Genomic DNA, 22,192 nt, shown 5'->3' on the forward strand with positions numbered 1-22,192 from the left:
GTATAAGGATCCACCGCTTCATTTGTCCGGCCGTTTACATCTATTAAAAATCGATAATAATACCCTTCTTTATCTAAGGGAAGTTTCTTTTCCCATACGCCTTTTCTTTGACGAGCCATGACGTACAGTTCTTCTTTGCCGCTGTTTGCATGTATTAATTTTAAAATCACTGCTGATGCAGTCGGAGCCCAAATTTTTATCATAATATGATCTGAATAAAAGGCTGCACCCAAATCATTTTGATTATAATAAAATCTCTCATCAAACTCTTTGGTTCGTATAACAGCCCCTACCTGCAGCGGAACTTTCTCTCCGTAATTATCACAGATAACGTACGACTGTCCAATTTCTATGCTACCTTCAACCTTGCCTTCATATTTGATAAAACCTTCTAATTCATGTACGTTTTCAATAGAGATGGTCTCATGCATTTGTGTACTTTTAATCACAAAAAAATCAATTTGACCTTCATGATAAGAAGTTGGAACTAAAAGAGTAATACGATCTATTTGATCTAAATAAGCTTGAAACTTATTATCACCAGTCATCCTTTTCTCCTCCTTATGCCAATTACCTCTTTAGTAGCATTATATGTAGTAAACGCAAAAACGAAAGCACTTTCACAGCGTGAATGTTCGTATTATTCACCTGCTTTGAATTCCCGGTCAAAATAAATACTCTGGCTGTGTTCGAGCAATACTTGAGCTGCTTTCATCTGCTTAAACTTTAAAGGTGCTTTAGATTTCCTAAGTTCATAAAACCATTCTTCATACTTTCTAGCATCTACAAATTCAACCTGATAAGGCTCCGCAGCGTAATCAATGTATCCATTTCTGCTCAGTAATATTTTCTTTACGTTATGTTCAATATCGTGAATACGATAGATGCTTCGGACAATTTGCTCCGTTCGATTTAACCCAATTAAAGGATTTAATATCTTTTTTTGATCTCTTCCTCTTAACTCTGTCCAAAAATTTTCTTTTGAATACTGAAAAACAGCACTTTTATATGTTTCTATTAAACAAATACAGAGGGTTTCCGTTGGAGTAACAATAATGATATCTCCTTCTACCGGAGCTTTATTAATCAGGAAAACAGGCTTGTACATCACGAGACATGTATCAGGAAGGCGCTGAATAAAATAACGGAGAGCTTCATCATGGTAATATTTACGATCTGCTTGTGAGAACTCAAATAAAGTGGATGTAGCCCATTTCATTTGAAGATCAAATACATTTTCTAAAAACAATATTTTCAAGTCTTCCGCTGTTTGTGGAAGAGTTGTAAACCTCAATAGCTCTTGATTTTCCACGCTATCGCTAGAGAACGCTTCTTCCACTTCACACGTTTCTTTTTTTCTTGTAAACCGCTCTTTTGCTTTTTGCAAAAATGAACGTTGAGCTTTTGTTTCTTCTTGTACAGGCGGCTCATGTAATAGCCCTTCTTCAAATAATTGCTTTGCTTTCTTCCAATTATGCTTTTTTAAGTGATTAAACTGAGACGTATAGTGATAAACGTCTTTTTCATAACGGGAAATATAATCTTGCACCTTAAGTAGCTGCGCCACGTTTACATCAATCCCCTAATTAAAATTCCTCTAAAACTTTGTTCGCCGATGATTTCTCTATTATCATCGGCGTTTTCTTTCCTTTGATAAGAGCGATTTTTAAATAACCTCTCTCCATGCTTGTATGTTCATATGCTACTGTGACTGCAAGGAAAAAGATAGTATTTTTTTATATTTAGGTTTGCTAGCAGGATGAACTTCAAAAAGGGCAAATGAACTTACTTGAAACTGTTCTTCAATCGACGTTTGCTTTAACTGTTCTTCCAAAAGTCCGGCTTCCCCTCCCCACTTCTTTGCAATCGTAATATGAGGACGATAAGGACGTTTTTCGTATAAGCCGCTTAGATCTCCCCATACGGCCTGTATATCCCTTTGCAGATTCATAAGCTTATCATTTGGCCTAAGGCTTACATAAAGCACTCTAGGCTTGTTATACGCGCCGAACACATCGTACTGACCTGTCTGCAGCGAAAAACTTGAATGACGGGAGGCTACTTCTTTTAAGCGCGTAATCAGCTTTTCCTTTTTGTCATCTAAAAACCCTAAAAATTGTAGCGTTATATGATAATCGTCAGGGTATGTCCATTGTTTGAAAGGAAAAGGTATTAATTCCTTTGCCCAATTTTCTGCCTGATGTGCAATGGATACAGGCACGTTGATTCCAATAAAATAATGTTTATCGCCTTTCATCAAATCGCTCCTTTTCTTTTTATTATCTTTCCCCAATTGGTTATGTTCAAAAAGAGCTAGATCTATTTTAAAGGTTTTTTCCGATGAAATAGAGAGGTTTTTCTGAAAATTTGTCATGTGCTTAAAAAATAAGAATTTGTGTTATCATAGAAACAATACAGAGAATTTTTATAAGAAAAGGATGAGAAAAATGAAAGTTGTTAACAATATGGCTGATTTGATTGGCGAAACACCTCTTGTTAAGTTGAATCGTCTTCAACCTGCAGATGGAGCATCCGTTTACTTAAAACTAGAATTTTTTAATCCAAGCCGTAGTGTAAAAGACCGTGCTGCTTTTAATATGATCGTGGAAGCTGAAAAAGCAGGCTTACTCAATGAAAATTCTACTATTATTGAACCAACGAGCGGAAATACAGGTATTGGCTTAGCAATGAATGCAGCGGCAAGAGGTTATCGTTCTATTTTAGTTATGCCAGATACCATGACTCAAGAACGAATTAACTTGTTAAAAGCATATGGTGCTGAAGTTGTTCTAACACCGGGCGATGAGAAAATGCCTGGAGCAATTCGCAAGGCAGAAGAGCTTACAAAAGAAATTCCAAATGCATTTATGCCCATGCAGTTTGAAAATAATGCAAACCCTGACGCTCATCGAAAAACGACTGCTAAAGAAATTATCGAGGCAATGAACGAGTTAGGCAAAGACTTATCTGCTTTTGTTGCTACTGCTGGAACAGGCGGAACGATTACAGGAACTGGTGAAGTACTAAGAGAAAACTACCCAAATATGACCGTTCATGTTGTGGAACCAGCTGGGTCTCCTGTATTATCTGGAGGAAGACCTGGGAAGCACAAGCTTGTAGGAACAAGCCCTGGATTTATTCCTGATACGCTTAATGTAGATGTTTACGACGAAATTTTAAAAATTAAAGATGAACAAGCCTACGATATTACGCGACGCTTGGCTTCTGAAGAAGGAATTTTAGTCGGTCCTTCATCTGGCGCTGCGTGCTATGCTGCTATCGAGGTAGCCAAAAAATTATCTCCTGATCAAGTGGTCGTATGTATTGCTTGCGATACAGGTGAACGTTATTTATCAAGCGACCTGTTCTCATTTGAATAATAAAAAAGCGAACGCAAAGGCGTTCGCTTTTTTTATTTAGCTAATTCGTAAATAGCCTGTGCATAAATAGCTGTTGCACGAAGTAAATCTTCAATTACCATGTACTCGTCTTTTTCGTGCGCTACTTCTTCACGGCCTGGGAAAAGAGGTCCAAATGCCACCCCCGCTTCCAATGCTCTGGCATACGTTCCTCCTCCAATTGAAATAAGTGTAGGTTCTTCATTTGTTTGTTCTTGGTAAACCTTTTGAAGCGTTTGAATAAGCTCATGTTTTTGATCGACATGATGTGGTTTAGAATCTGTAAAATGTTTGATGGTCATTTGATAAGATTCACTTTTTTCTTTAATCGTATCAATAATGTCGTCAATATGAGCTGATACAGGATAGCGAATGTTTAAACCAAAGTGCCCCGCTTCTTCTTGATTGTAAGACATGATTCCAACATTTATCGTTAAATCACCCGTGACCTCATCTTTGCGATTTAAGCCCATTTTTTCTCCTAATGCATCTTGAACTAAATACGCATTTGCATAACCTACAAACTGATTAGCTTGTTCATCAAGTTCTAATGTGTGTAAAAAGCGAAGAAGCGTAAGTCCAGCATTTTTCCCTTTATCAGGCACACTGCCATGTGCTGAAACGCCTTCTAAAGTAAGTGTGTATACACCGCTCTTTTCTGTTATTGAACCTTTTAAAGACTGATCCTTTAAAAATTGATCATATTTATTTTTAATATCCGTTTCACTATGGAATTCAAGAACAGCTGTTGCAAGATCAGGAACCATATTGTAACGTCGCCCAGAGACAAATGATGTAAGCTGAACGCTTCCCTTTGTTCCTTCAATTGGCTGCTGGCGAATTTCTACGTCTGTAATTCCTTTTTCAGCAAAAATGATAGGAAAATCCGCATCGGGCGCAAACCCCATAGTTGGCATCTCTTCATGATTGAAGTAGTGGTCCACACATCTCCAGTCACTTTCTTCATCCGTTCCAATGATCATTCGAACCCGTTTAGATAGAGGAAGCCCTAAATCTTTCACAATTTTCATCGCATAATAAGCAGCCATCGTTGGGCCTTTGTCATCGATTGCTCCTCTAGCAAAAATTTTCCCGTCTTTTATTTCACCGCCGTATGGATCAACCGACCACCCGTCTCCTTCAGGAACAACGTCTACGTGACAAAGAATGCCAAGAAGTTCTTTCCCTTCTCCTGCTTCAATATGACCAGCATATCCGTCTACGTTCTTGACGGAAAACCCGTCATTTTTTCCTTTATTTAAAAGAAAGTCAAGCGCTTGAGCAATTCCAGGTCCAAATGGCTCTTCTTGTTTTTCTGTGCTTGTCAAAACACTTTTAATTTGTAGAAAACGCTGCGTCTCAGCTAGAATTTCAGCTTCTCTTTTTTGAACTTCCTCTTTCCAATTAATTGCCGTCATCTGTTTGTCTCCTTTTCCTGCTTTTACAGATTGTATCTATCATTACTATTGGTAAATTTAACTTTATCATACCTTTATATAGAAAGAAATAATTGTCTCTTTCCTTTCATATCAAAGGTTTACAGAGTCAAAATTCCGGGAAATAAATTGTAGGCACAATCGATAAAAACGGATTCTATTTGTTTATTGTTTACATATACTATAAAAAATGTGCAAATAGAGGAAGGAGATGTTACGAAAGGATTACATATTTATATCATTTTTTGTAAATATTGTGTTAATTTGCGTTTTCTCTTTTATTTTTCTGTCGATTTTGTGTACAATAAGGATAAGGACTGAAATAGTGCTTGACATCTCAGAGTTATAAAGAAGTTGTGCCTTACGAAAAACGAATAAGGAAGTGGTTTTTTGAAACCTTCAACTAATCGAATGCTAACTCGTATCAAATCGGTCTATATGTTCATTTGTAAAAATGGAACAGTTACAACGCAAGAGCTCGTAGACGAATTTGGTATTACACCAAGAACCATTCAGCGTGACTTGAATGTGTTAGCATATAATGATTTAGTTCGCAGCCCAAGTCGCGGTACATGGACGACTACGCAAAAGAAGGTCAAGATGTCATCCTAGTAAGTTTATTTCAAGGGTAGTAAGTGATTTATATATAGAGATAAAATTCTACGCAGTAGAAAGTCAAGACTTGGACGAGTGCATAGTCCCCCGCTCCATTTGCACGTCAAGCAGAGTTGGTACTCGTTTAAGTGCTTTAACGTGAAATGTTTCACTTGTCTAACAAAGTGGACAAAAAAAAGGAACCATTTTAGACTTAGGTTCCTTTTTCTTTCGCCTCTTCTTAGGCATTTGAGTTTTGCAATAAAGCTAGTTCTTCTTCCGTTAACTCCCTATACTCTCCTAAATCTAACGACTCGTCTAATAGCAAAGCTCCCATAGATAAACGTTTTAAATACGTTACTTTTTTTCCTCTTGCTTCAAACATACGCTTCACTTGATGAAATTTTCCTTCAACGATCGTTAATTCAATTTCTGATTCCACACCGCTTGTTAGTATCTTTAACTCTGCTGATTTTGTTACATATCCATCATCATCAAGAGTGACACCTTGCCTAAATGCTTCAGCATCTTCTTCAGTCACCGGTGCATTAATTTTTGCAAAATACGTTTTAGGAACGTGCTTTTTAGGAGATAGCAGCTGATGTGCAAGCTGACCGTCATTCGTCAGCAGCAAGAGCCCTTCTGTATCTTTATCTAAACGCCCTACCGGAAATGGGTTATACACAGCATCATCAAGTTCAAGCAAGTCCAAAACTGTTTCATGAAGAGAATCTTCTGTCGCTGATATGACGCCTTGCGGCTTATGAAGCATAAAGTAAACAAATTCTCGGTAAGAAACGGCTTCGCCATGCACAGTTATTTCTTGTTCATCTGGATTAACGTGGACCTTAGCATCTTTAACTGCTGTACCGTCTACCTTAACAGCCCCAGTCTTTAAAAGACCTTTAACTTCTTTTCGGCTTCCGTACCCAATGGTAGAAAGCAATTTATCCAAACGCATGTAATATCCTCCTCTTTTTTGAAAAGAAGATGACTCTAACGAGTCATCTTCTTAGGCACTGCGCTGTTTATTTCGGCGCAGTATCTTTCGTTCAATTGCACCTGTTACCCTCGCTCCCATTACTTTTTCAAGCAGGCTTGTACGATAGGTAATAATAAAGTAAATAAGGCCGCCTACTGCTGCTCCTATAATCGTAATAACAGTGGCAGAGAATCGTCCTGGCGTTGTAAACAGACCAATCACTGCTGCGACAATTTTTACGCTGATTCCCATAATCGCAACAAAAATGAGAATAAGCACAGAGCGTTTTATAAACTCACTGTAGTTATATTTTGCGTGTTTTTGAATAAGCGCAAACATATAAACAAGAGATACGATATAGCCTAGTGCAGTCGCTAAAACTGAACCAATCTCGTGGAACATAAGAATAAATGGAACGTTCACGACAATTTTCACAATCAATCCAAATAATAGACTTAAAACAGCATATTTTTGTTTGTTGATGCCTTGTAAAATAGCTCCATTCACCGTAAAAAATGAGAACAATAAAGCTACCGGTGCATAGTAAAGCAAGACATTCCCACCCGCATCCGATGCATCTGTTCCAAAGAAAAACGTATAGGCTGGGCCAGCTAAAGCCATTAATCCTACAGATGCTGGCAGCACAAGAAACATAATCGTTTGATATGTTTGGTCAATTTGCTTTTGCAGTACGTTATAATCTTTATTCACAAAGGAACGTGTAATCGTTGGTACAAGAGTCAAACCGAACGCAGTAGCTAATGAAACGGGAATCATCACAAGCTTTGGAACATAAGACTGAACAATTCCGTTCATTGACTCTGCTATTTCTTTTTGTCCAGCCGCTACCATTGCACGGTTAAATGTGAATTGGTCCACATACTGATAAAGCGGAATAGCCAAGCTGACAAAGACATATGGCAATGAATACGTAAGCAGCTCTTTAAAAATGGATACGGTAGAAATACGCGTAGGCGTTACCGTCTGCTCGTTCACCATTTTATCAAGATAAGGCTTTCGTTTTTTCCAGTACCAAATCAATACAGCCAGTCCAGCAAGAGCTCCTACAAAAGCCCCCATCGTAGCAAATCCAACGGCTAATGCAAGACTCCCGTGGACAACTTTGATGACGATATAGGTAGATGCCAATAAAAAGACAACCCGCACAAGCTGTTCAACTACTTGTGAAACAGCTGTTGGTCCCATAGACTGGTGACCTTGGAAAAATCCTCGCATTAAACTCATCATCGGTACTACAATTAACGCAACACTAACCATTCGCATAACCATTACTACATCTTCTAAGGAGTTATTTAAATCAGAACCTCCCAGTGTAATTCTAGACATAACAGGAGCTAACGAATATAAAAGTAAAAATGCAAGTATTCCTGTGACAAGCATTAATTTCATGCCGGCCCGGTACATTCTTCTACTCGTATAGTAATCACCGAGTGCATTATATTTTGATACAAATTTCGATACGGCCATTGGCATACCGGCTGTAGCAATACTTAAATAAATAGCATATTGGTTATATCCGTAACCAAACAGTGCTCCCCCTACGGTTCCAACAAGGATCGCAAATGGAAATAAATAAATCATTCCCAAGATTCGGGATACATAGGTGCCAAGCGTTAGCACAAAGGTCCCTCTTAACAATTTTGAATCAGACATACGTTTGCCTCCGATACTTAATGTTACATACTGATAATAATGATAGAATTGAAAAGAAGCAAGTGACAGTATACACTAAGAAAGGTCTTATACTCACTCGCACTCGTCAACAAACTAGAAAAACAAAGACTATAGCCCATTTTATCCAATGTTGAGAGATTTGTCAGTGAACAAAATAAAATTTTTTAAGAATAGACAGGTTGGTGAAAGTATGATATATGATGTAGTCGTAATCGGAGGAGGACCTTCTGGTTTGATGGCATCGATTGCAGCTGGTGAGTCAGGTGCAAACGTATTATTAATTGATAAAGGCAATAAACTTGGACGAAAGCTTGCCATTTCTGGAGGCGGACGCTGTAATGTGACGAACCGTCTTCCCATTGATGAACTTATTAAACACATTCCAGGAAACGGACGCTTTTTATACAGTGCGTTTTCTGTTTTTAATAACGAAGATATCATCTCTTATTTTGAAGGCCTTGGAATTAAATTAAAAGAAGAAGATCACGGCCGTATGTTTCCGGTCAGCAATAAAGCGCAATCTGTTGTTGACGCATTAATTAGCGAACTTCACCGTCTTCGCGTGACAATTCGCACAAACACAGCCGTTAAACGCGTACACTATGAGAACAACACCGTGAAAGAAGTTGTGCTTCAAAACGGGGAAGCAATCCAAACGAAAAGCGTTGTGATTGCAGTAGGTGGAAAATCAGTACCTCATACAGGTTCGACAGGAGACGGTTATCAATGGGCAAAAGATGCAGGGCATAAAATTACTGAACTTTACCCAACAGAAGTTCCTATTACATCTAGCGAACACTTTATTAAAACCAAAACGCTTCAAGGTCTATCGCTTCGCAATGTAGGACTAAGCGTGCTTAATAAAAAAGGCAAGCCTGTCATTACTCATCAAATGGATATGATTTTCACTCACTTTGGCATCTCTGGCCCTGCCGCTCTTCGCTGTAGCCAATATGTTGTTAAAGAGTTAAAGAAACAAAAGAGCAACACTGTTCAAATGTCTCTTGATTTATTTCCTAGCCAAAACGAAGAAGATATTTTTCAACAATTAGTCAAAACAACAAAAGAAGAGCCGAAAAAAGCAATTAAAAATGTCTTAAAAGGTTTTGTATCTGAACGCTATCTATTGTTTTTACTCGAGCAGACAGGCATTGATAGCCAAGCACTAGCAGGACAGCTTCAGCATGAGAAACTGAGAGAATTTGCAAGACTGTGCAAACGATTTGAATTTGCTGTAAACGGCACGCTTTCTTTAGAAAAAGCATTCGTCACAGGAGGCGGCGTATCTGTTAAAGAAATTCACCCAAAAGAAATGTCTTCGAAATTTATGCAAGGCCTTTACTTCTGCGGGGAAATTCTTGATATCCATGGATACACTGGAGGATACAATATCACTTCTGCTCTTGTAACAGGCCGTTTGGCTGGAAGTAATGCAGGAGAATTTGCAACAAGCCTAGCATAATATGCTAGGCTTTATACATAACCATGGCTGAAAAACAGTACACCTGCTCATCACGATCAACATCCACTGTCACTTGGTATTTAATATCAACGACGTCTTCATCCTCTAATTTCCGTAAAAATCGGTTCACCGCAAATTCTAAATCTTTTTCATGCTCTTTATCAAACATTTTTACTTGTATCACAGCTTCTACCACCTTGTCCTATCAAATTTGTTTCAATCAGAATGGACTGTTTCTCTTGATGATGGTTTTTGTACGGATTTTCAATCTGTTACTACCTCTATTTTTATGAGGGCTTTTATAGATTTAGTCATCATTTGTTTTCCTGCTATCATTTTAGTCGGATGGCAGAAGTTTCATTCAAAAAAGMGGTTGARACATAACGAAATKAMTTYAATCTAAAGACAAACAAATGGGATAMATGAGCTGAACCGCTTGTAACACGGCAGTCGATTTCCTTGCAAGACTTGGCTTTCCGCGGGCGGCCGGTGATCCTCCTCCTCCTCGCTTGCGCTCCTAGGGGGTCTCACCTGTTCCGCTTTTCTCGCAGGAGTCTTCGCCTTGCCTTCCAATCAACTGCTAGAAGAAACGAAACAAAAAAATGAACCACTAATCAAACATGTTGATCAATGGTTCATTTTTCACTTCAGCTAAGATACTTTTGTCCCAGCCTCTTTTTATTTATTAACCGTTTTTCCTTCCCACTCTAACATACCGCCAACCATATTTGTTACTTTATATCCTTGTTCTTGAAGGTAGTAACATACGTTTTCACTGCGGCGGCCCGAACGGCAAATGAAAATATATTCTTTGTCTTTATCGAAATAATCCACATTACCTGGAATATCATTCATACGAATGTGTTTAGCAGTTGGAATCATTCCTTCTGCTACTTCTTCATCTTCGCGCACATCAACTAAATGAAGTTCTTCTCCATTTTCAACTCGTTTTTGAAGTTCTTCAGGCGTAATTACTTTTACTTCTTCCATCTTCGTCATTCCTCTCTATTCTTTCATTCAGCTTGCTATCGCTATTGTAGCAAATTCAAATACCTTTATGCCACTAAATAAGAAAAGCTTAAGCAGCAGCCTGCCTAAGCTTTTCCAATCGTAGTTAAAGGTTTGACTAAGCGCCTGATGTCAACCCGAAAGGTGGACATCAGGCGCTTAGGTCTAGAACAGAACCCCTGACTAAAGAACTGTCAGGGGTTCTGTTCTACATCAATACTTAATTAGCTACGATGTTTACTAATTTACCAGGCACAGCAATCACTTTGCGCACTGTCTTACCTTCAATGAACTCTTGAACATCTTGATTAGCCATTGCAATATCTTGAAGCTCTTCACGAGATGCCTCAGCAGGTACGTTTACTTTCGCACGTACTTTACCGTTAATTTGAACGACAATTTCCACTTCATCATCTACAAGTTTTGCTTCGTCAAACGCAGGCCAAGCCTCATACGAAATTGTATCTTCGTGACCTAGTTTGCTCCATAATTCCTCAGTCGTATGAGGACAAATTGGTGCTAATAGCTTCACAAATCCTTCTACGTATTGCTTTGGCAGCACGTCAACTTTGTATGCATCATTGATGAATACCATAAGCTGAGAGATACCTGTATTAAAACGGAGGCCTTCGTAATCTTCCGTTACTTTTTTCACCGTTTGGTGATACACGCGTTCAAGCGTAGTGTCATTGCTTTCTTGAACCTTGCTGCTTAATTCACCGTTATCGTCAACAAGTAAGCGCCATACACGATCTAAGAAACGGCGTGCACCATCAAGCCCTTTTGTTGACCAGGCGATTGACGCATCTAAAGGCCCCATGAACATTTCATAAAGGCGAAGCGTATCTGCACCGTGGCTTTCTACGATCTCGTCTGGGTTTACAACGTTACCTTTTGACTTACTCATTTTTTCGTTATTTTCTCCAAGAATCATACCTTGGTTAAACAGTTTTTGGAACGGCTCTTTTGTTGGAACTACGCCGATATCATATAAAAACTTATGCCAGAAACGAGCATATAATAAGTGAAGAACAGCGTGTTCAGCTCCACCGATATAAATATCAACCGGCAACCATTCTTTTAATTTATCTGCATCTGCTAACGCTTCACTGTTTGTTGGATCAATGTAGCGTAAGTAATACCAGCAGCTGCCTGCCCATTGAGGCATTGTATTTGTTTCACGGCGCCCTTTTTTGCCTGTTTCCGGATCTACAACGTTCACCCAGTCATCAATGTTTGCTAACGGAGATTCACCTGTGCCTGACGGTTTGATTTCAGTCGTTTTTGGTAACACAAGCGGAAGTTGATCTTCAGGAACTGCAGTCGTTGTGCCGTCTTCCCAGTGAATAACAGGAATTGGTTCACCCCAGTAGCGCTGACGGCTGAATAACCAGTCACGCAGACGGTATGTTACTTGTTTTTCACCTTTTTCATTTGTTTGAAGCCACTGAATCATATTTGAAATTGCTTCTTCTTTATCTAAACCATTTAAGAAGTCTGAATTAACGTGCTCGCCGTCGCCTGTATAAGCTTCTTTTGAAACGTCTCCGCCCGCTACTACTTCTTTAATCGGCAGTTCAAATTTAACAGCAAATTCATAATCACGCTCATCATGAGCCGGAACAGCCATAATTGCACCTGTGCMATAGCTCATTAGAACATAGTCAGCAATCCAAATTGGCATTCTCTCGCCGTTTACAGGGTTAATTGCATAAGCACCAGTGAATACGCCAGTTTTGTCTTTAGCTAAGTCTGTACGTTCTAAATCGCTTTTGCTTTTAATTTGATCTAAATACGCTTCTACCGCTTCTTTTTGTTCGGCTGTTGTAATTTTTTCTACAAACGGATGTTCAGGTGCTAAAACGGCATACGTTGCCCCAAATAGCGTGTCAGGACGCGTTGTGAACACAGTAAATGTGTCCTCGTATCCATCGATTGTGAAGTGCACGTGAGCTCCTTCAGAGCGGCCAATCCAGTTGCGCTGCATTTCTTTAATACTTTCTGGCCAATCAAGCTCATCTAAATCTTCTAGTAAACGATCTGCATAAGCTGTGATTTTAAGCATCCACTGCTTCATTGGACGACGCTCAACCGGATGTCCCCCACGCTCACTTTTGCCGTCAATAACTTCTTCGTTCGCAAGTACTGTTCCTAGAGCAGGACACCAGTTAACAGCTACTTCATCCACATAAGCTAAGCCGTTTTTATATAGCTGTAAGAAAATCCACTGCGTCCATTTGTAGTAGTTTGGATCAGTTGTATTAATTTCTCGCTCCCAATCGTAAGAGAAACCTAACGATTTGATTTGACGACGGAAATTATTAATGTTAAGTTCGGTGAATTCAGCCGGGTCGTTTCCTGTATCTAATGCATACTGTTCAGCAGGTAGTCCGAATGCATCCCATCCCATCGGATGAAGTACATTGTATCCTTGCATACGCTTCATACGAGATAAAATATCCGTTGCTGTATAACCTTCTGGATGCCCAACGTGTAAACCAGCGCCAGATGGATAAGGGAACATATCTAATGCGTAAAATTTACGCTTTCCTTCATCTTCTGTTGTTCTAAATGTTTTATTTTCTTCCCAAACTTTTTGCCATTTTTGTTCGATCTTTTCATGATTAAAAGCCATACATAATCCTCCTTGTACGCTCCAGCTGTATTTAATTAAACTAAAAAACCCCTCATCCCTCAAACAAAGGGACGAGAGGTTGAATAAACTTCCCGCGGTACCACCCAAATTAGCACAATTATGTACTCACTCATTTTCCTTAACGCGGATAGACGGCAAATGTTACTTTACTTCACATTTACAACTCCAAGGTGAGTTCATGAACGCTCGTTTGCTGACTCGCACCACCCGTCAGCTCTCTTAGCTCGCTTCGTTCACTACTATTCCTTATCATAGTTTTTACATCATACTACCTTGTATTGTAAATAATATGTTCGTAAACTGCAAGTTGTTCAAGGGATTTTGTAAAAGTTTCTGCAATGCAGCACTGCTTTGTTGCTAAATCCTCTCTTTCATTCTTATATATGAACAACTTCTCCCAAAAACATACATCGACGGCCAAACAAAAAAGGGATTGAGACATAATTAAATCAATCCAATTTAAAGACGAACAAATAGGATAAATGCGCTAGTATGAATCTCTTGGTTACACCGCTGTTGATTTCCGTGCAGGACTTCTCTTTCCGCTGGCAGCCGATGAGCCTCCTCGTTGCTTACACTCATGCGGGGTCTCACCTCACCTATTTCAGGAGTCTTTGTCTTGCCCTCCACTTCGCAGCTAGAAGCACCTAAACAAATGAAATCTACGTTCACCATAAGCATGAAAAGATCCGAACGATTCATCGTTCGGATCTTCCTTCAACTAAAATACTTTTATCCCAGCCCCTGCTTTCTTTAGCTGCTATTATTAAATGCCAAATCCAAAAGAAAACAGGATGATCGCAAGTACAAGACCAACAAGCGGCACAATCACCGTCATTGCTGCAACTGATCCATACGCATCTTTATGAGTTTCTCCGCAAATAGAATTAATGGTTGTTACGACATAACCATTATGAGGCAAGGAATCTAGTACTCCAGAGGAAATAGCTACTACGCGATGGAGAGCTTCTGGATTTACACCAGCATCTAGATAGTGAGGTGCTAAAATTGGCAAAGCAATCGCCTGACCTCCTGAAGCCGAACCTGTCATCCCCGCGATAACACTCACGGCAATAGCTCCTCCGATCAACGGACTTCCTGGAATATGCGTCATGGCATCTACAGCCACTCCAAACGCGGGAACAGCCTTAGCAACTCCTCCAAAACCTACGACAGCGGCTGTATTCCCAATAGCAATTAACGCACCCAGCGTTCCTTCTGAAGCTGCATTCCAAAATCCTTTAAAATGCTTTCGGTTCACAATATAAGTGACAATGATCCCGCTTAAAAGTGCGACAATCAGCGCAGATTGCTGAAGTGGCTTATGAAGTGCAAAAGAAATAATGAGCACGACCACAAGCGGAAGCAAACTTAATAAAGGATTAGGAAGAGACTGATTTTCCGTTACTACTGGATCTTTCTCGCGTGATATAAAACGCTCTCCATTTTTAACTGCTTTTGAAATCAAGCGCTTTAACCACCAGTAGCCGAATACAGCCATCACTACTGCTACAACTAAACTAACTTCCCATCCTGCATACGGACTAGTCTTCAAATATTCAATTGGAATCCAGTTTTGGATTTCAGGCGACCCAGCCGAGGTCATCGTAAACGTAACGGAACCAAATGCTAAAGCAGCAGGAATAAACCGCCTCGGCAAATCGGCTTGTTTGAATAAGCTCAAAGCCATTGGATAGACAGAGAATGCTACTACAAACAAACTGACTCCTCCATATGTCAAGACCGCACAGGCAAGTACAATCGCCAACACTGCTCTTTTCATTCCTAGTTTACTGACAATCCAGCGAGAAATACTATCAGCAGCCCCGCTGTCTTCCATCACTTTTCCAAAGACGGCGCCCAATAGAAACATTAAATACCAAGAAGCAATAAATCCTGTGAAACCAGACATGTAATTTCCAACAAAATTTGCTTCTCCTTCTTTCACCAGCTGTGGAAATAAAGGCATTCCGCTTGTTAACGCAACAACTAAAGCACTGAGCGGACCTGCTATAAATAAATTCATGCCTCTCATCGTTAATACAATGAGTAGCAATAATCCTCCAATTAATCCAATCATACTAAGCATGTTTAGCCCCCCATGAAGTCATATAATCAGAAAACGCTTACATATTTACAGGTATATACTCCTTCCTTTGCTTGTCACGACCCTTACTATATTATTAAAGGAATACTGAAGACATTCCTACGTTTATTAAGCAGTCAAAAATAAAACCATCTCTATTTATTTAGAGATGGTTAACGAACGCTGACGTTTTTCTTTTAATTTATAATCGTATATCCATGTTGTACACATGCTGAATAGCAATAGCCCAATTAATAAATAGCACAGCGTAGACATATTAAACGCATCGAAAATAACGCCTCCAAAGAGAGGACCAATCATTTTACCTGCAGTAGCCATGCTGTTAACTACACCTTGATAAAATCCTTCTTTTCCAGATGGTGCCAACTGACTTGCAACAGCTGGAATGGCTGGCCAAACGAACATTTCTCCAATTGTTAACACAACCATGGCTGTTAAGAACTGCGGAAATGTTGTAGCATTCACCACGATAACAAAAGAAGCCACAAAAATAACCGTTCCAATTAGGACCTGTACTTTTAATGTTTTTGCTACTTTTTGAATGATGGGTACAATCAAAGGCTGACCGACTACAATTAAAACCCCGTTAATCGTCCAAAGCAAACTGTAGCTAGAAAGAGGTATATTCAGCTCACGTGTATGCGTAGCAATCGTTGTTTGCCACTGAACATACGCCACCCAGCATAAGACATACCCCGTACATAAAATAAGAAGAGCAGTCAGCTTCGTTTTATGCCCAATGCTCCCAGCTTCATTAAGGACATTCGTTTGCCCAACTGTAACCGAAATATGGCGATATGAAAAAATAGCAATAAGCAGAAAAATAACGTATAAAATTGTATTAGCTAAGAAAATATACGTAAATGAATAAGACGCTACAATGCCTCCTACCGCGGCGCCAATAGCTACTCCTGCATTTTGAGCAACGTACATCGCATTAAATGCTTTTCTTCCGCCCTGTGGCCAAACGGACCCTGCCATTGCATACATAGATGGAAACACAATACCAGATCCAAACCCTACAACAACCAAGAGAACAACGTATGTAGGCCAACCATGGAAAAACACGAGTCCCACTAATGCAATAAGAGTAATAATAATTCCTGATAAAATGGATTTATATCCTCCGATTTTGTCAAAAAGCGTTCCTCCAAGCAAATTTCCTACTACGCTTGCAGCAGAATTCAGCATAAGAACCACTCCTGCGACGGACAACGACTTTCCTAAATGTTCATTTATATAAATTGTATTGAGAGGCCATAAAAATGAAGCTCCCGTTACGTTTACAAGCATACCAATAATCAAAAACCAAAGTGATTTAGGCATTGATCTCCCCCCTATCTATTCGAATGCCAACGTACATTCTAGTCTTTTCTTAACGGGTTCGCAATGCTTTTACATATAGACAATTTATTTAAAATTCGCTGACTATTTAAAAAGGTGATTTCACATGACAATATCATGCAAAACCACCTTTTTATCGCTTACTTTTGCTTCGAACGAACCGGCTGTGCACGCTTGCTGTTTCGTGCTTTTAATTCTTTTACCGGATCAAAATCTTTTCCTAGCTCAATGTCATTGCTGTTGATCCCGTTTTTTGTTTTTTGTTCCGGATTATTTTGATTTGAACGCGTTGCCATAAAATCCTCCCCTTAATGCTGAGTTGTGATCAATTTATTTTGCAGCTGCTGAACTTGCAGGCGCATGCGATATAGCTGCTCTCTTTGCTGTGCATTTGCACTGTGAGAAAACTCTTCAATTTCTTTATAAGCATTTTCTAATTTTTCTTGTGCTTTTGTATATTCAGTGTCGTTATAATGTTCTTGCTTCATGCCTTCCTGCAACTGGCCTTGTCCAAAGCGAATAGCATCTTCACACTGTTGCATAAGTTGATCCACTGCTTGACGAGTTGTCATTCTCTATTCCTCCTATTCGTTCATTTCTGTCTTATTTTGCGCAACTTTACTTCTCTTTACGACAAGAAGAACCTGTTAAATATAAGCATCCTTAAATTTGTTTGGCACTTTTTCACGTTTTTGATACAATTTGTTGATGTATATTGCATGTAAAAAGGAGGTTGCTGATTTGAGTCAGACAAACCCATTTCCGTATAAATCTGAAAACAAACGTTATCACACCTGGAATTACCACTTACGTAACCACTTTGGCCATAAGGTATTTAAAGTAGCCTTAGATGGAGGATTTGATTGTCCAAACAGAGACGGCACGGTAGCTCACGGCGGCTGTACGTTTTGCAGTGCTGCTGGCTCAGGGGATTTTGCCGGAAACAGAGCGGATGACCTCGTGACACAATTTAATGAAATCCGTGAAAAAATGCATCATAAGTGGAAAGACGGAAAATACGTTGCTTACTTTCAAGCATTTACTAATACTCATGCTCCTGTCGAGGAGCTTCGTGAAAAATATGAAGCCGTCTTAAAGCTTCCTGGAGTTGTTGGGCTTTCTATCGCCACGCGCCCTGACTGTCTCCCGGACGATGTGGTGGAATACTTGGCTGAATTAAATGAACGAACTTATCTATGGGTAGAACTTGGACTGCAAACTGTTCATGAACGAACTTCACTGCTTATTAACCGGGCACACGATCATCAATGCTATGTAGATGGGGTAGCAAAGCTTCGAAAACACGGTATTCGCGTTTGTTCTCACATCATTAATGGTTTGCCTTTAGAAACACCTGATATGATGATGGAAACCGTACGTGAAGTAGCAAAATTAGACGTTCAAGGAATCAAGATTCATCTGCTTCATTTATTAAAAGGAACTCCTATGGTCAAACAGTATGAAAAGGGCCTTGTTGAATTTCTTTCATTTGAAGAATACGTAAAGCTTGTATGCGATCAGCTCGAAGTAATCCCTCCTGAGATGATTGTTCATCGTATTACAGGCGATGGACCGATAGACCTCATGGTTGGACCGATGTGGAGCGTAAATAAGTGGAGCGTATTAAATGCCATTGATCAAGAGCTCCAACATCGTCAAAGCTATCAAGGAAAATATTACGAAAAAGAGTTGATGGAAAGATGAAAATAGAACGTATCCTGCCTTTTGCCCGCACATTGCTCACTAATGCTGTGGCCCAAGGAGATGTCGCGATTGATGCCACAGCAGGAAATGGACATGATACATTGTTCTTAGCTAACTTAGTCGGAGATACAGGTCATGTATATGGATTTGATATTCAACCTCAAGCTATTCAAGCAACTCAACAGCGATTGACAGAATACCATGTAGAAAACAGAGTAACACTTATCCAAGAAAGCCACAGCAATATAAACATGCTTCCTCGTTCTATTAAAGGACGAGTCACGGGCGCTGTCTTTAATTTAGGTTATTTACCAGGTGGAGATAAAGACATTGTCACCACTTCTGAAACAACAATCTCTGCAATTGAGCAGTTACTTGATTTGCTAGCACCTGAAGGAGTGATTGTGCTCGTTATTTATCATGGACACGAACAAGGGAAACAAGAAAGAGACGATTTACTAACGCATGTCCAAAATCTTGATCAAAAAGACGTTCACGTTTTACAATATCGTTTCATGAATCAGCAAAACAATCCTCCCTTCATCATTGCTATTGAAAAAAGATAAGCCGCATATGGCTTATCTTTTTAACATTCGGTACAAGCGTCCGTTGATATAGAAAAAGTAGCTGAGGGCTCCCCCCGCTTTTATTAACCTACGTGCATTCACATGAACATGTTTTTGTGCCCGCACTTTTTGATCCGACAAATAAACGCCCAAGAGTCCTTTATAGATAAAGCAGTGAAAGTGATAATCTGGCAGTTTTTTAGCATATTCGTCCGCTTTTACGACAAAATGCAAAAAGCGATCCATCATTTGCTGATAATGAGGATAATAAAAACAAAAGTTCAAATCTCCTCCTGCTTTATCTTCTTCTTGGTCAATTAAATAATCGAGTAAAATATGTAAGCCTTGAATATAAGGAAAATATCCCGCTTTTATTTTCTGCGTCATTTCTTCGGTCATCTCTTCTTGAAAGCTATAAGCAACTAAACAAAAAATTCCTAACGTTGAACCAGAGCACGCTGAAAATTCATACCACTCCATTTCAGGAACACTGTGCCGGTGAGCATCGAACCAATTCTCTAATCGTGGAACTCTTTCCTTGATTTCAACATGCTTATGTATTTGTAAATCACAATAATAATTAGCTAGTTCTAATAAATGTGAAGAGACTATATGGTAATTACAAGCTTTTCGCAAGGACTGCTGACAAGTCTGGACAAGTCCAGCTAAGTATCCTCCGTCGTCTTTATCCGCTCGAAAACGATAGTAATCCCCAAGAGGTGCATGAGGAGTCAACGCATCTGGCATCGATTCATGTAAGGCGGCAAAATCTTTAGGGTCTAGCGAATTGCTGCGGTCACATAAGTTATCTAAGTAATCGCTGATTGTTTGGTAGGCAACAATAAATTTCACGCATTCAATCATGTTTTCTTTCGCTAAAATCGATAGGATACCGCCTCCTTCACAATGAAAAGTTTTTGTATCGATACTTGCCAATGCTTGAGTACGCAATTCTTTATTAGGAATCTCTTTTGCTCGTTCGCGCCAATGATTAAGCTCATGATGAACGACAGGAAACACTTCTCGATAAATTTTTCTCATTAATGAAATAGGATGAGACGGAATCTTCATTTATTTTCACCTCAATTTCTTACCGCACTTATTAAATGTGAAGATCCACAAAACTTTTCGCATATGTAAAAACGTATTCTCTTTCAGGCTCATTAAAGATTTCGTGATACAGCTGAGACCATTCTTTGTAGATTTTTTCACTTAGCTCTATTTCATCAAACCACTGCCTAACAATCAGCTTTTCAATAATTTTATCTTCTCCTGCCTGCATCACAAGAAGTGGGACATCAGGCAAACGATCGATATCTTTAAAAGCTAAGTTGACAGCTTGGATCAATTCCCGGTACCATCTTACAGAAACTTTTGTAACATACAGTGAGTCATTTTCATCTTCATCTCGAACTTCTTGGTTTCTTGTTGCTTTTTCAACAGTGAGACCTAAATCGAAAAGTTTGTTCGGCATGACTTTATTTAACCCTTTAGATAGCATATCTAAATAAGCCGGTACTTGCTCTTTTAATCCTAGACAAGGAGAGGAAAGAATCGCACCCCATATAGGGAGGTTTTTTGTCTGGAGCGTACGAATAACCGCTAGTCCTCCCATACTGTGACCTAACAGGAAAATAGGCAAATCATATTTTTGCGCTTCACGTACCCATTCTTCCACTTCATACACATATTCATCAAAGGATAGGATATGTCCTCTTCTTCTTGTTGTTAAGCCTTGGCCAGGAAGGTCTCCCATAATTACGTGCATTCCAACCGAACGCCACATCTCAATCAGCCAGCGATAGCGTCCGTGATGCTCCGCTGCTCCATGGACCATGACAATAACGCCTTTTGGATTTACTGCTTCCCATTTATGCATTTGAGTTACTCCTTCTTCCTTTTTTTGTTTACCTGCTTAAAAAACCTTTGTACACTTACATTAGAAGATTTACTACTTTTTTTCAACTAATAAAGGGAGATGATTTGATGATTTATCCGTATAAAGAAAAAATGCCTACCATTGCACCCAGCTGCTTCATCGCAGACTATGTCACGATTACTGGAGATGTCACCATTGGTGAAGAAAGCAGCATTTGGTTTAACACTGTTATTAGAGGAGATGTTTCACCTACGATTATTGGTAAACGAGTAAACATACAAGATCAATCAACACTCCATCAAAGCCCAAATGCTCCTTTGCTTATTGAGGATGATGTAACAGTAGGACATCAAGTTATTTTACATAGCTCCATCATCCGCAAACGCGCGCTCATTGGCATGGGTTCTATTATTTTAGACGGTGCGGAAATTGGTGAAGGTGCTTTTATCGGTGCTGGAAGCTTAGTGCCTCCCGGTAAAAAAATACCCCCCAATACTCTCGCACTCGGCCGACCTGCTAAAGTGATCCGCACTCTGACAGAAGAGGATTTAAAAGATATGCAGCGCATTCGTACAGAATATGTAGAAAAAGGGCAGTATTATAAATCTATTAAGAAATCTGATTCTTCATTATAAAGGAAACGTTCCCTCAGAAAGTCATACTGAGGGAATTTTTTTAGTATCTCCACAAACTCTCCAATCATGTTCTATTCTCTCCACAATTGTAAAGAAATTTCCATATTAATTTACATCGTTTTAGTACTGCCTACACAATTAAAGATTAAACTGAATAATAAAGACGTATTTATTGAAAAGGGAGCGACTCTATGAAAGCCAAGTTAATTCAGTATGTATATGATGCCGAATGCCGATTATTCAAAAGCGTAAACCAACATTTTGATCGAAAGCACTTAAATAGATTTTTACGTTTACTAACTCACACTGGCGGAGCCACGTTTACCATTGTGATAGCGTGCTTGCTGCTATTTCTGCATCCTTCATCCGTCGCTTACGCTTGTGCGTTTTCTCTAGCCGTTAGTCATATTCCTGTCGCCATTGCTAAAAAACTATATCCGAGAAAACGACCTTATATTCAATTAAAATATACAAAAGTATTAGAAAATCCCTTAAAAGATCATTCATTTCCGTCTGGGCATACAACAGCTATTTTTTCGTTGGTTACCCCTCTTATGATTGTTTATCCAGCCTTCACTGCCGTTCTTTTGCCTCTTGCAGTAACGGTAGGAATTTCAAGAATTTATCTCGGTCTGCACTATCCGACGGATGTCATGGTAGGCCTGATACTGGGCATCTTTTCAGGTGCTGTGTCACTGAACATATTTTTAACTTAATTGATAGGAG

Annotated in this window: 22 protein-coding genes, 2 pseudogenes and 1 other annotated feature; of the genes and pseudogenes, 7 read left to right on the top strand and 17 right to left on the bottom strand. The window is 39.3% G+C overall.

The genetic code is table 11. The features are described from left to right. From AC1DRF_RS00535 to thpR, 3 genes and pseudogenes are all read right to left on the bottom strand, one after another. Positions 1–548 (bottom strand): annotated as a pseudogene (locus AC1DRF_RS00535) (type I pullulanase); the annotation flags it as partial. Between the two features lie 92 nt (positions 549–640). Next, positions 641–1,567, bottom strand: a complete 927-nt coding sequence (locus AC1DRF_RS00540; RefSeq protein WP_477740230.1) for a hypothetical protein — start codon at positions 1,565–1,567, stop codon at positions 641–643. A gap of 135 nt (positions 1,568–1,702) precedes the next feature. Next, entirely contained in the window at positions 1,703–2,257 is a 555-nt protein-coding gene (thpR, locus tag AC1DRF_RS00545) for an RNA 2',3'-cyclic phosphodiesterase (RefSeq protein ID WP_043975930.1), read from the bottom strand. A gap of 190 nt (positions 2,258–2,447) precedes the next feature. Between thpR and cysK the strand changes: the two genes are divergently transcribed. Continuing rightward, positions 2,448–3,380, top strand: a complete 933-nt coding sequence (gene cysK / locus AC1DRF_RS00550) for a cysteine synthase A (RefSeq protein WP_013085245.1) — start codon at positions 2,448–2,450, stop codon at positions 3,378–3,380. A gap of 32 nt (positions 3,381–3,412) precedes the next feature. Here cysK and pepV read toward each other — a convergent pair whose 3' ends face one another. Then, on the bottom strand, positions 3,413–4,816 hold the full coding sequence (gene pepV / locus AC1DRF_RS00555) for a dipeptidase PepV (RefSeq protein WP_043975928.1): 1,404 nt from the start codon (positions 4,814–4,816) through the stop codon (positions 3,413–3,415). Positions 4,817–5,224: 408 nt separating this feature from the next. Here pepV and AC1DRF_RS00560 point away from each other — a divergent pair, with 408 nt between their 5' ends. Next, positions 5,225–5,446: a DeoR family transcriptional regulator gene (locus AC1DRF_RS00560; RefSeq protein WP_013059517.1), complete on the top strand. Its 222-nt coding sequence runs from the start codon at positions 5,225–5,227 to the stop codon at positions 5,444–5,446. A 223-nt stretch (positions 5,447–5,669) separates the two neighbouring features. Here the strand turns inward: AC1DRF_RS00560 and AC1DRF_RS00565 are convergent, their stop codons facing one another. After that, positions 5,670–6,389 carry a pseudouridine synthase gene (locus AC1DRF_RS00565; RefSeq protein ID WP_427075357.1) on the bottom strand — a complete coding sequence of 240 codons (720 nt, stop codon included), beginning with the start codon at positions 6,387–6,389 and terminating at the stop codon, positions 5,670–5,672. Between the two features lie 51 nt (positions 6,390–6,440). Further along, positions 6,441–8,084 carry a putative polysaccharide biosynthesis protein gene (locus AC1DRF_RS00570; protein ID WP_043975924.1) on the bottom strand — a complete coding sequence of 548 codons (1,644 nt, stop codon included), beginning with the start codon at positions 8,082–8,084 and terminating at the stop codon, positions 6,441–6,443. A 211-nt stretch (positions 8,085–8,295) separates the two neighbouring features. On the opposite strand from AC1DRF_RS00570, the gene AC1DRF_RS00575 reads away from it, so the two are divergent. Further along, positions 8,296–9,567: a BaiN/RdsA family NAD(P)/FAD-dependent oxidoreductase gene (locus tag AC1DRF_RS00575; RefSeq protein ID WP_057244945.1), complete on the top strand. Its 1,272-nt coding sequence runs from the start codon at positions 8,296–8,298 to the stop codon at positions 9,565–9,567. 4 nt (positions 9,568–9,571) lie between these two features. Here AC1DRF_RS00575 and AC1DRF_RS00580 read toward each other — a convergent pair whose 3' ends face one another. The 9 genes and pseudogenes from AC1DRF_RS00580 to AC1DRF_RS00620 form a co-directional block, all read right to left on the bottom strand. Next, positions 9,572–9,751 (bottom strand): sporulation protein Cse60, encoded by a 180-nt coding sequence (locus AC1DRF_RS00580; protein WP_013059521.1) that lies wholly within the window; start codon positions 9,749–9,751, stop codon positions 9,572–9,574. Positions 9,752–9,961: 210 nt separating this feature from the next. Continuing rightward, a pseudogene (locus tag AC1DRF_RS00585) lies at positions 9,962–10,144 on the bottom strand (hypothetical protein). Between the two features lie 101 nt (positions 10,145–10,245). Then, positions 10,246–10,557 carry a rhodanese-like domain-containing protein gene (locus tag AC1DRF_RS00590; RefSeq protein ID WP_013085250.1) on the bottom strand — a complete coding sequence of 104 codons (312 nt, stop codon included), beginning with the start codon at positions 10,555–10,557 and terminating at the stop codon, positions 10,246–10,248. 238 nt (positions 10,558–10,795) lie between these two features. Then, positions 10,796–13,210, bottom strand: coding sequence for a leucine--tRNA ligase (gene leuS, locus AC1DRF_RS00595; RefSeq protein ID WP_477740231.1), 2,415 nt, complete (start codon positions 13,208–13,210; stop codon positions 10,796–10,798). A 64-nt stretch (positions 13,211–13,274) separates the two neighbouring features. Beyond that, positions 13,275–13,493, bottom strand: a binding site (T-box leader). 197 nt (positions 13,494–13,690) lie between these two features. After that, the gene (locus AC1DRF_RS00600; RefSeq protein WP_427075358.1) at positions 13,691–13,933 is read right to left on the bottom strand and encodes a hypothetical protein; all 243 of its coding nucleotides are present in this window, start codon (positions 13,931–13,933) and stop codon (positions 13,691–13,693) included. Positions 13,934–13,997: 64 nt separating this feature from the next. After that, positions 13,998–15,320, bottom strand: a complete 1,323-nt coding sequence (locus tag AC1DRF_RS00605) for a GntP family permease (RefSeq protein ID WP_427075359.1) — start codon at positions 15,318–15,320, stop codon at positions 13,998–14,000. A gap of 156 nt (positions 15,321–15,476) precedes the next feature. Continuing rightward, entirely contained in the window at positions 15,477–16,664 is a 1,188-nt protein-coding gene (locus tag AC1DRF_RS00610; protein WP_427075360.1) for an MDR family MFS transporter, read from the bottom strand. Positions 16,665–16,822: 158 nt separating this feature from the next. Next, positions 16,823–16,978: a hypothetical protein gene (locus tag AC1DRF_RS00615; RefSeq protein WP_013059527.1), complete on the bottom strand. Its 156-nt coding sequence runs from the start codon at positions 16,976–16,978 to the stop codon at positions 16,823–16,825. Between the two features lie 12 nt (positions 16,979–16,990). Further along, the gene (locus tag AC1DRF_RS00620) at positions 16,991–17,254 is read right to left on the bottom strand and encodes a YtzC family protein (protein WP_013059528.1); all 264 of its coding nucleotides are present in this window, start codon (positions 17,252–17,254) and stop codon (positions 16,991–16,993) included. A gap of 169 nt (positions 17,255–17,423) precedes the next feature. Between AC1DRF_RS00620 and mnmL the strand changes: the two genes are divergently transcribed. Next, the gene (mnmL, locus tag AC1DRF_RS00625) at positions 17,424–18,386 is read left to right on the top strand and encodes a tRNA modification radical SAM protein MnmL/YtqA (protein WP_230183015.1); all 963 of its coding nucleotides are present in this window, start codon (positions 17,424–17,426) and stop codon (positions 18,384–18,386) included. Then, complete coding sequence (gene mnmM, locus AC1DRF_RS00630) at positions 18,383–18,952, top strand: tRNA 5-(aminomethyl)-2-thiouridylate-methyltransferase MnmM (protein ID WP_043975906.1); 570 nt, start codon at positions 18,383–18,385, stop codon at positions 18,950–18,952. The genes mnmL and mnmM overlap by 4 nt, the downstream gene beginning before the upstream one ends. 12 nt (positions 18,953–18,964) lie before the next feature. On the opposite strand, the gene AC1DRF_RS00635 is transcribed toward mnmM, so the two are convergent. Continuing rightward, entirely contained in the window at positions 18,965–20,023 is a 1,059-nt protein-coding gene (locus tag AC1DRF_RS00635) for a tetraprenyl-beta-curcumene synthase family protein (RefSeq protein ID WP_013059531.1), read from the bottom strand. Positions 20,024–20,054: 31 nt separating this feature from the next. After that, positions 20,055–20,831: an alpha/beta fold hydrolase gene (locus AC1DRF_RS00640; protein WP_013059532.1), complete on the bottom strand. Its 777-nt coding sequence runs from the start codon at positions 20,829–20,831 to the stop codon at positions 20,055–20,057. A gap of 107 nt (positions 20,832–20,938) precedes the next feature. Between AC1DRF_RS00640 and AC1DRF_RS00645 the strand changes: the two genes are divergently transcribed. Together AC1DRF_RS00645 and AC1DRF_RS00650 are read left to right on the top strand one after the other, a co-directional pair. Beyond that, a complete protein-coding gene (locus AC1DRF_RS00645; protein ID WP_014457969.1) occupies positions 20,939–21,466 on the top strand; it encodes a gamma carbonic anhydrase in 528 nt (175 codons plus the stop codon). A 191-nt stretch (positions 21,467–21,657) separates the two neighbouring features. Next, positions 21,658–22,182, top strand: coding sequence for a phosphatase PAP2 family protein (locus AC1DRF_RS00650; RefSeq protein WP_043975902.1), 525 nt, complete (start codon positions 21,658–21,660; stop codon positions 22,180–22,182). Positions 22,183–22,192 lie beyond the last annotated feature (10 nt).

Source organism: Priestia sp. P5_B4 (assembly GCF_056400385.1).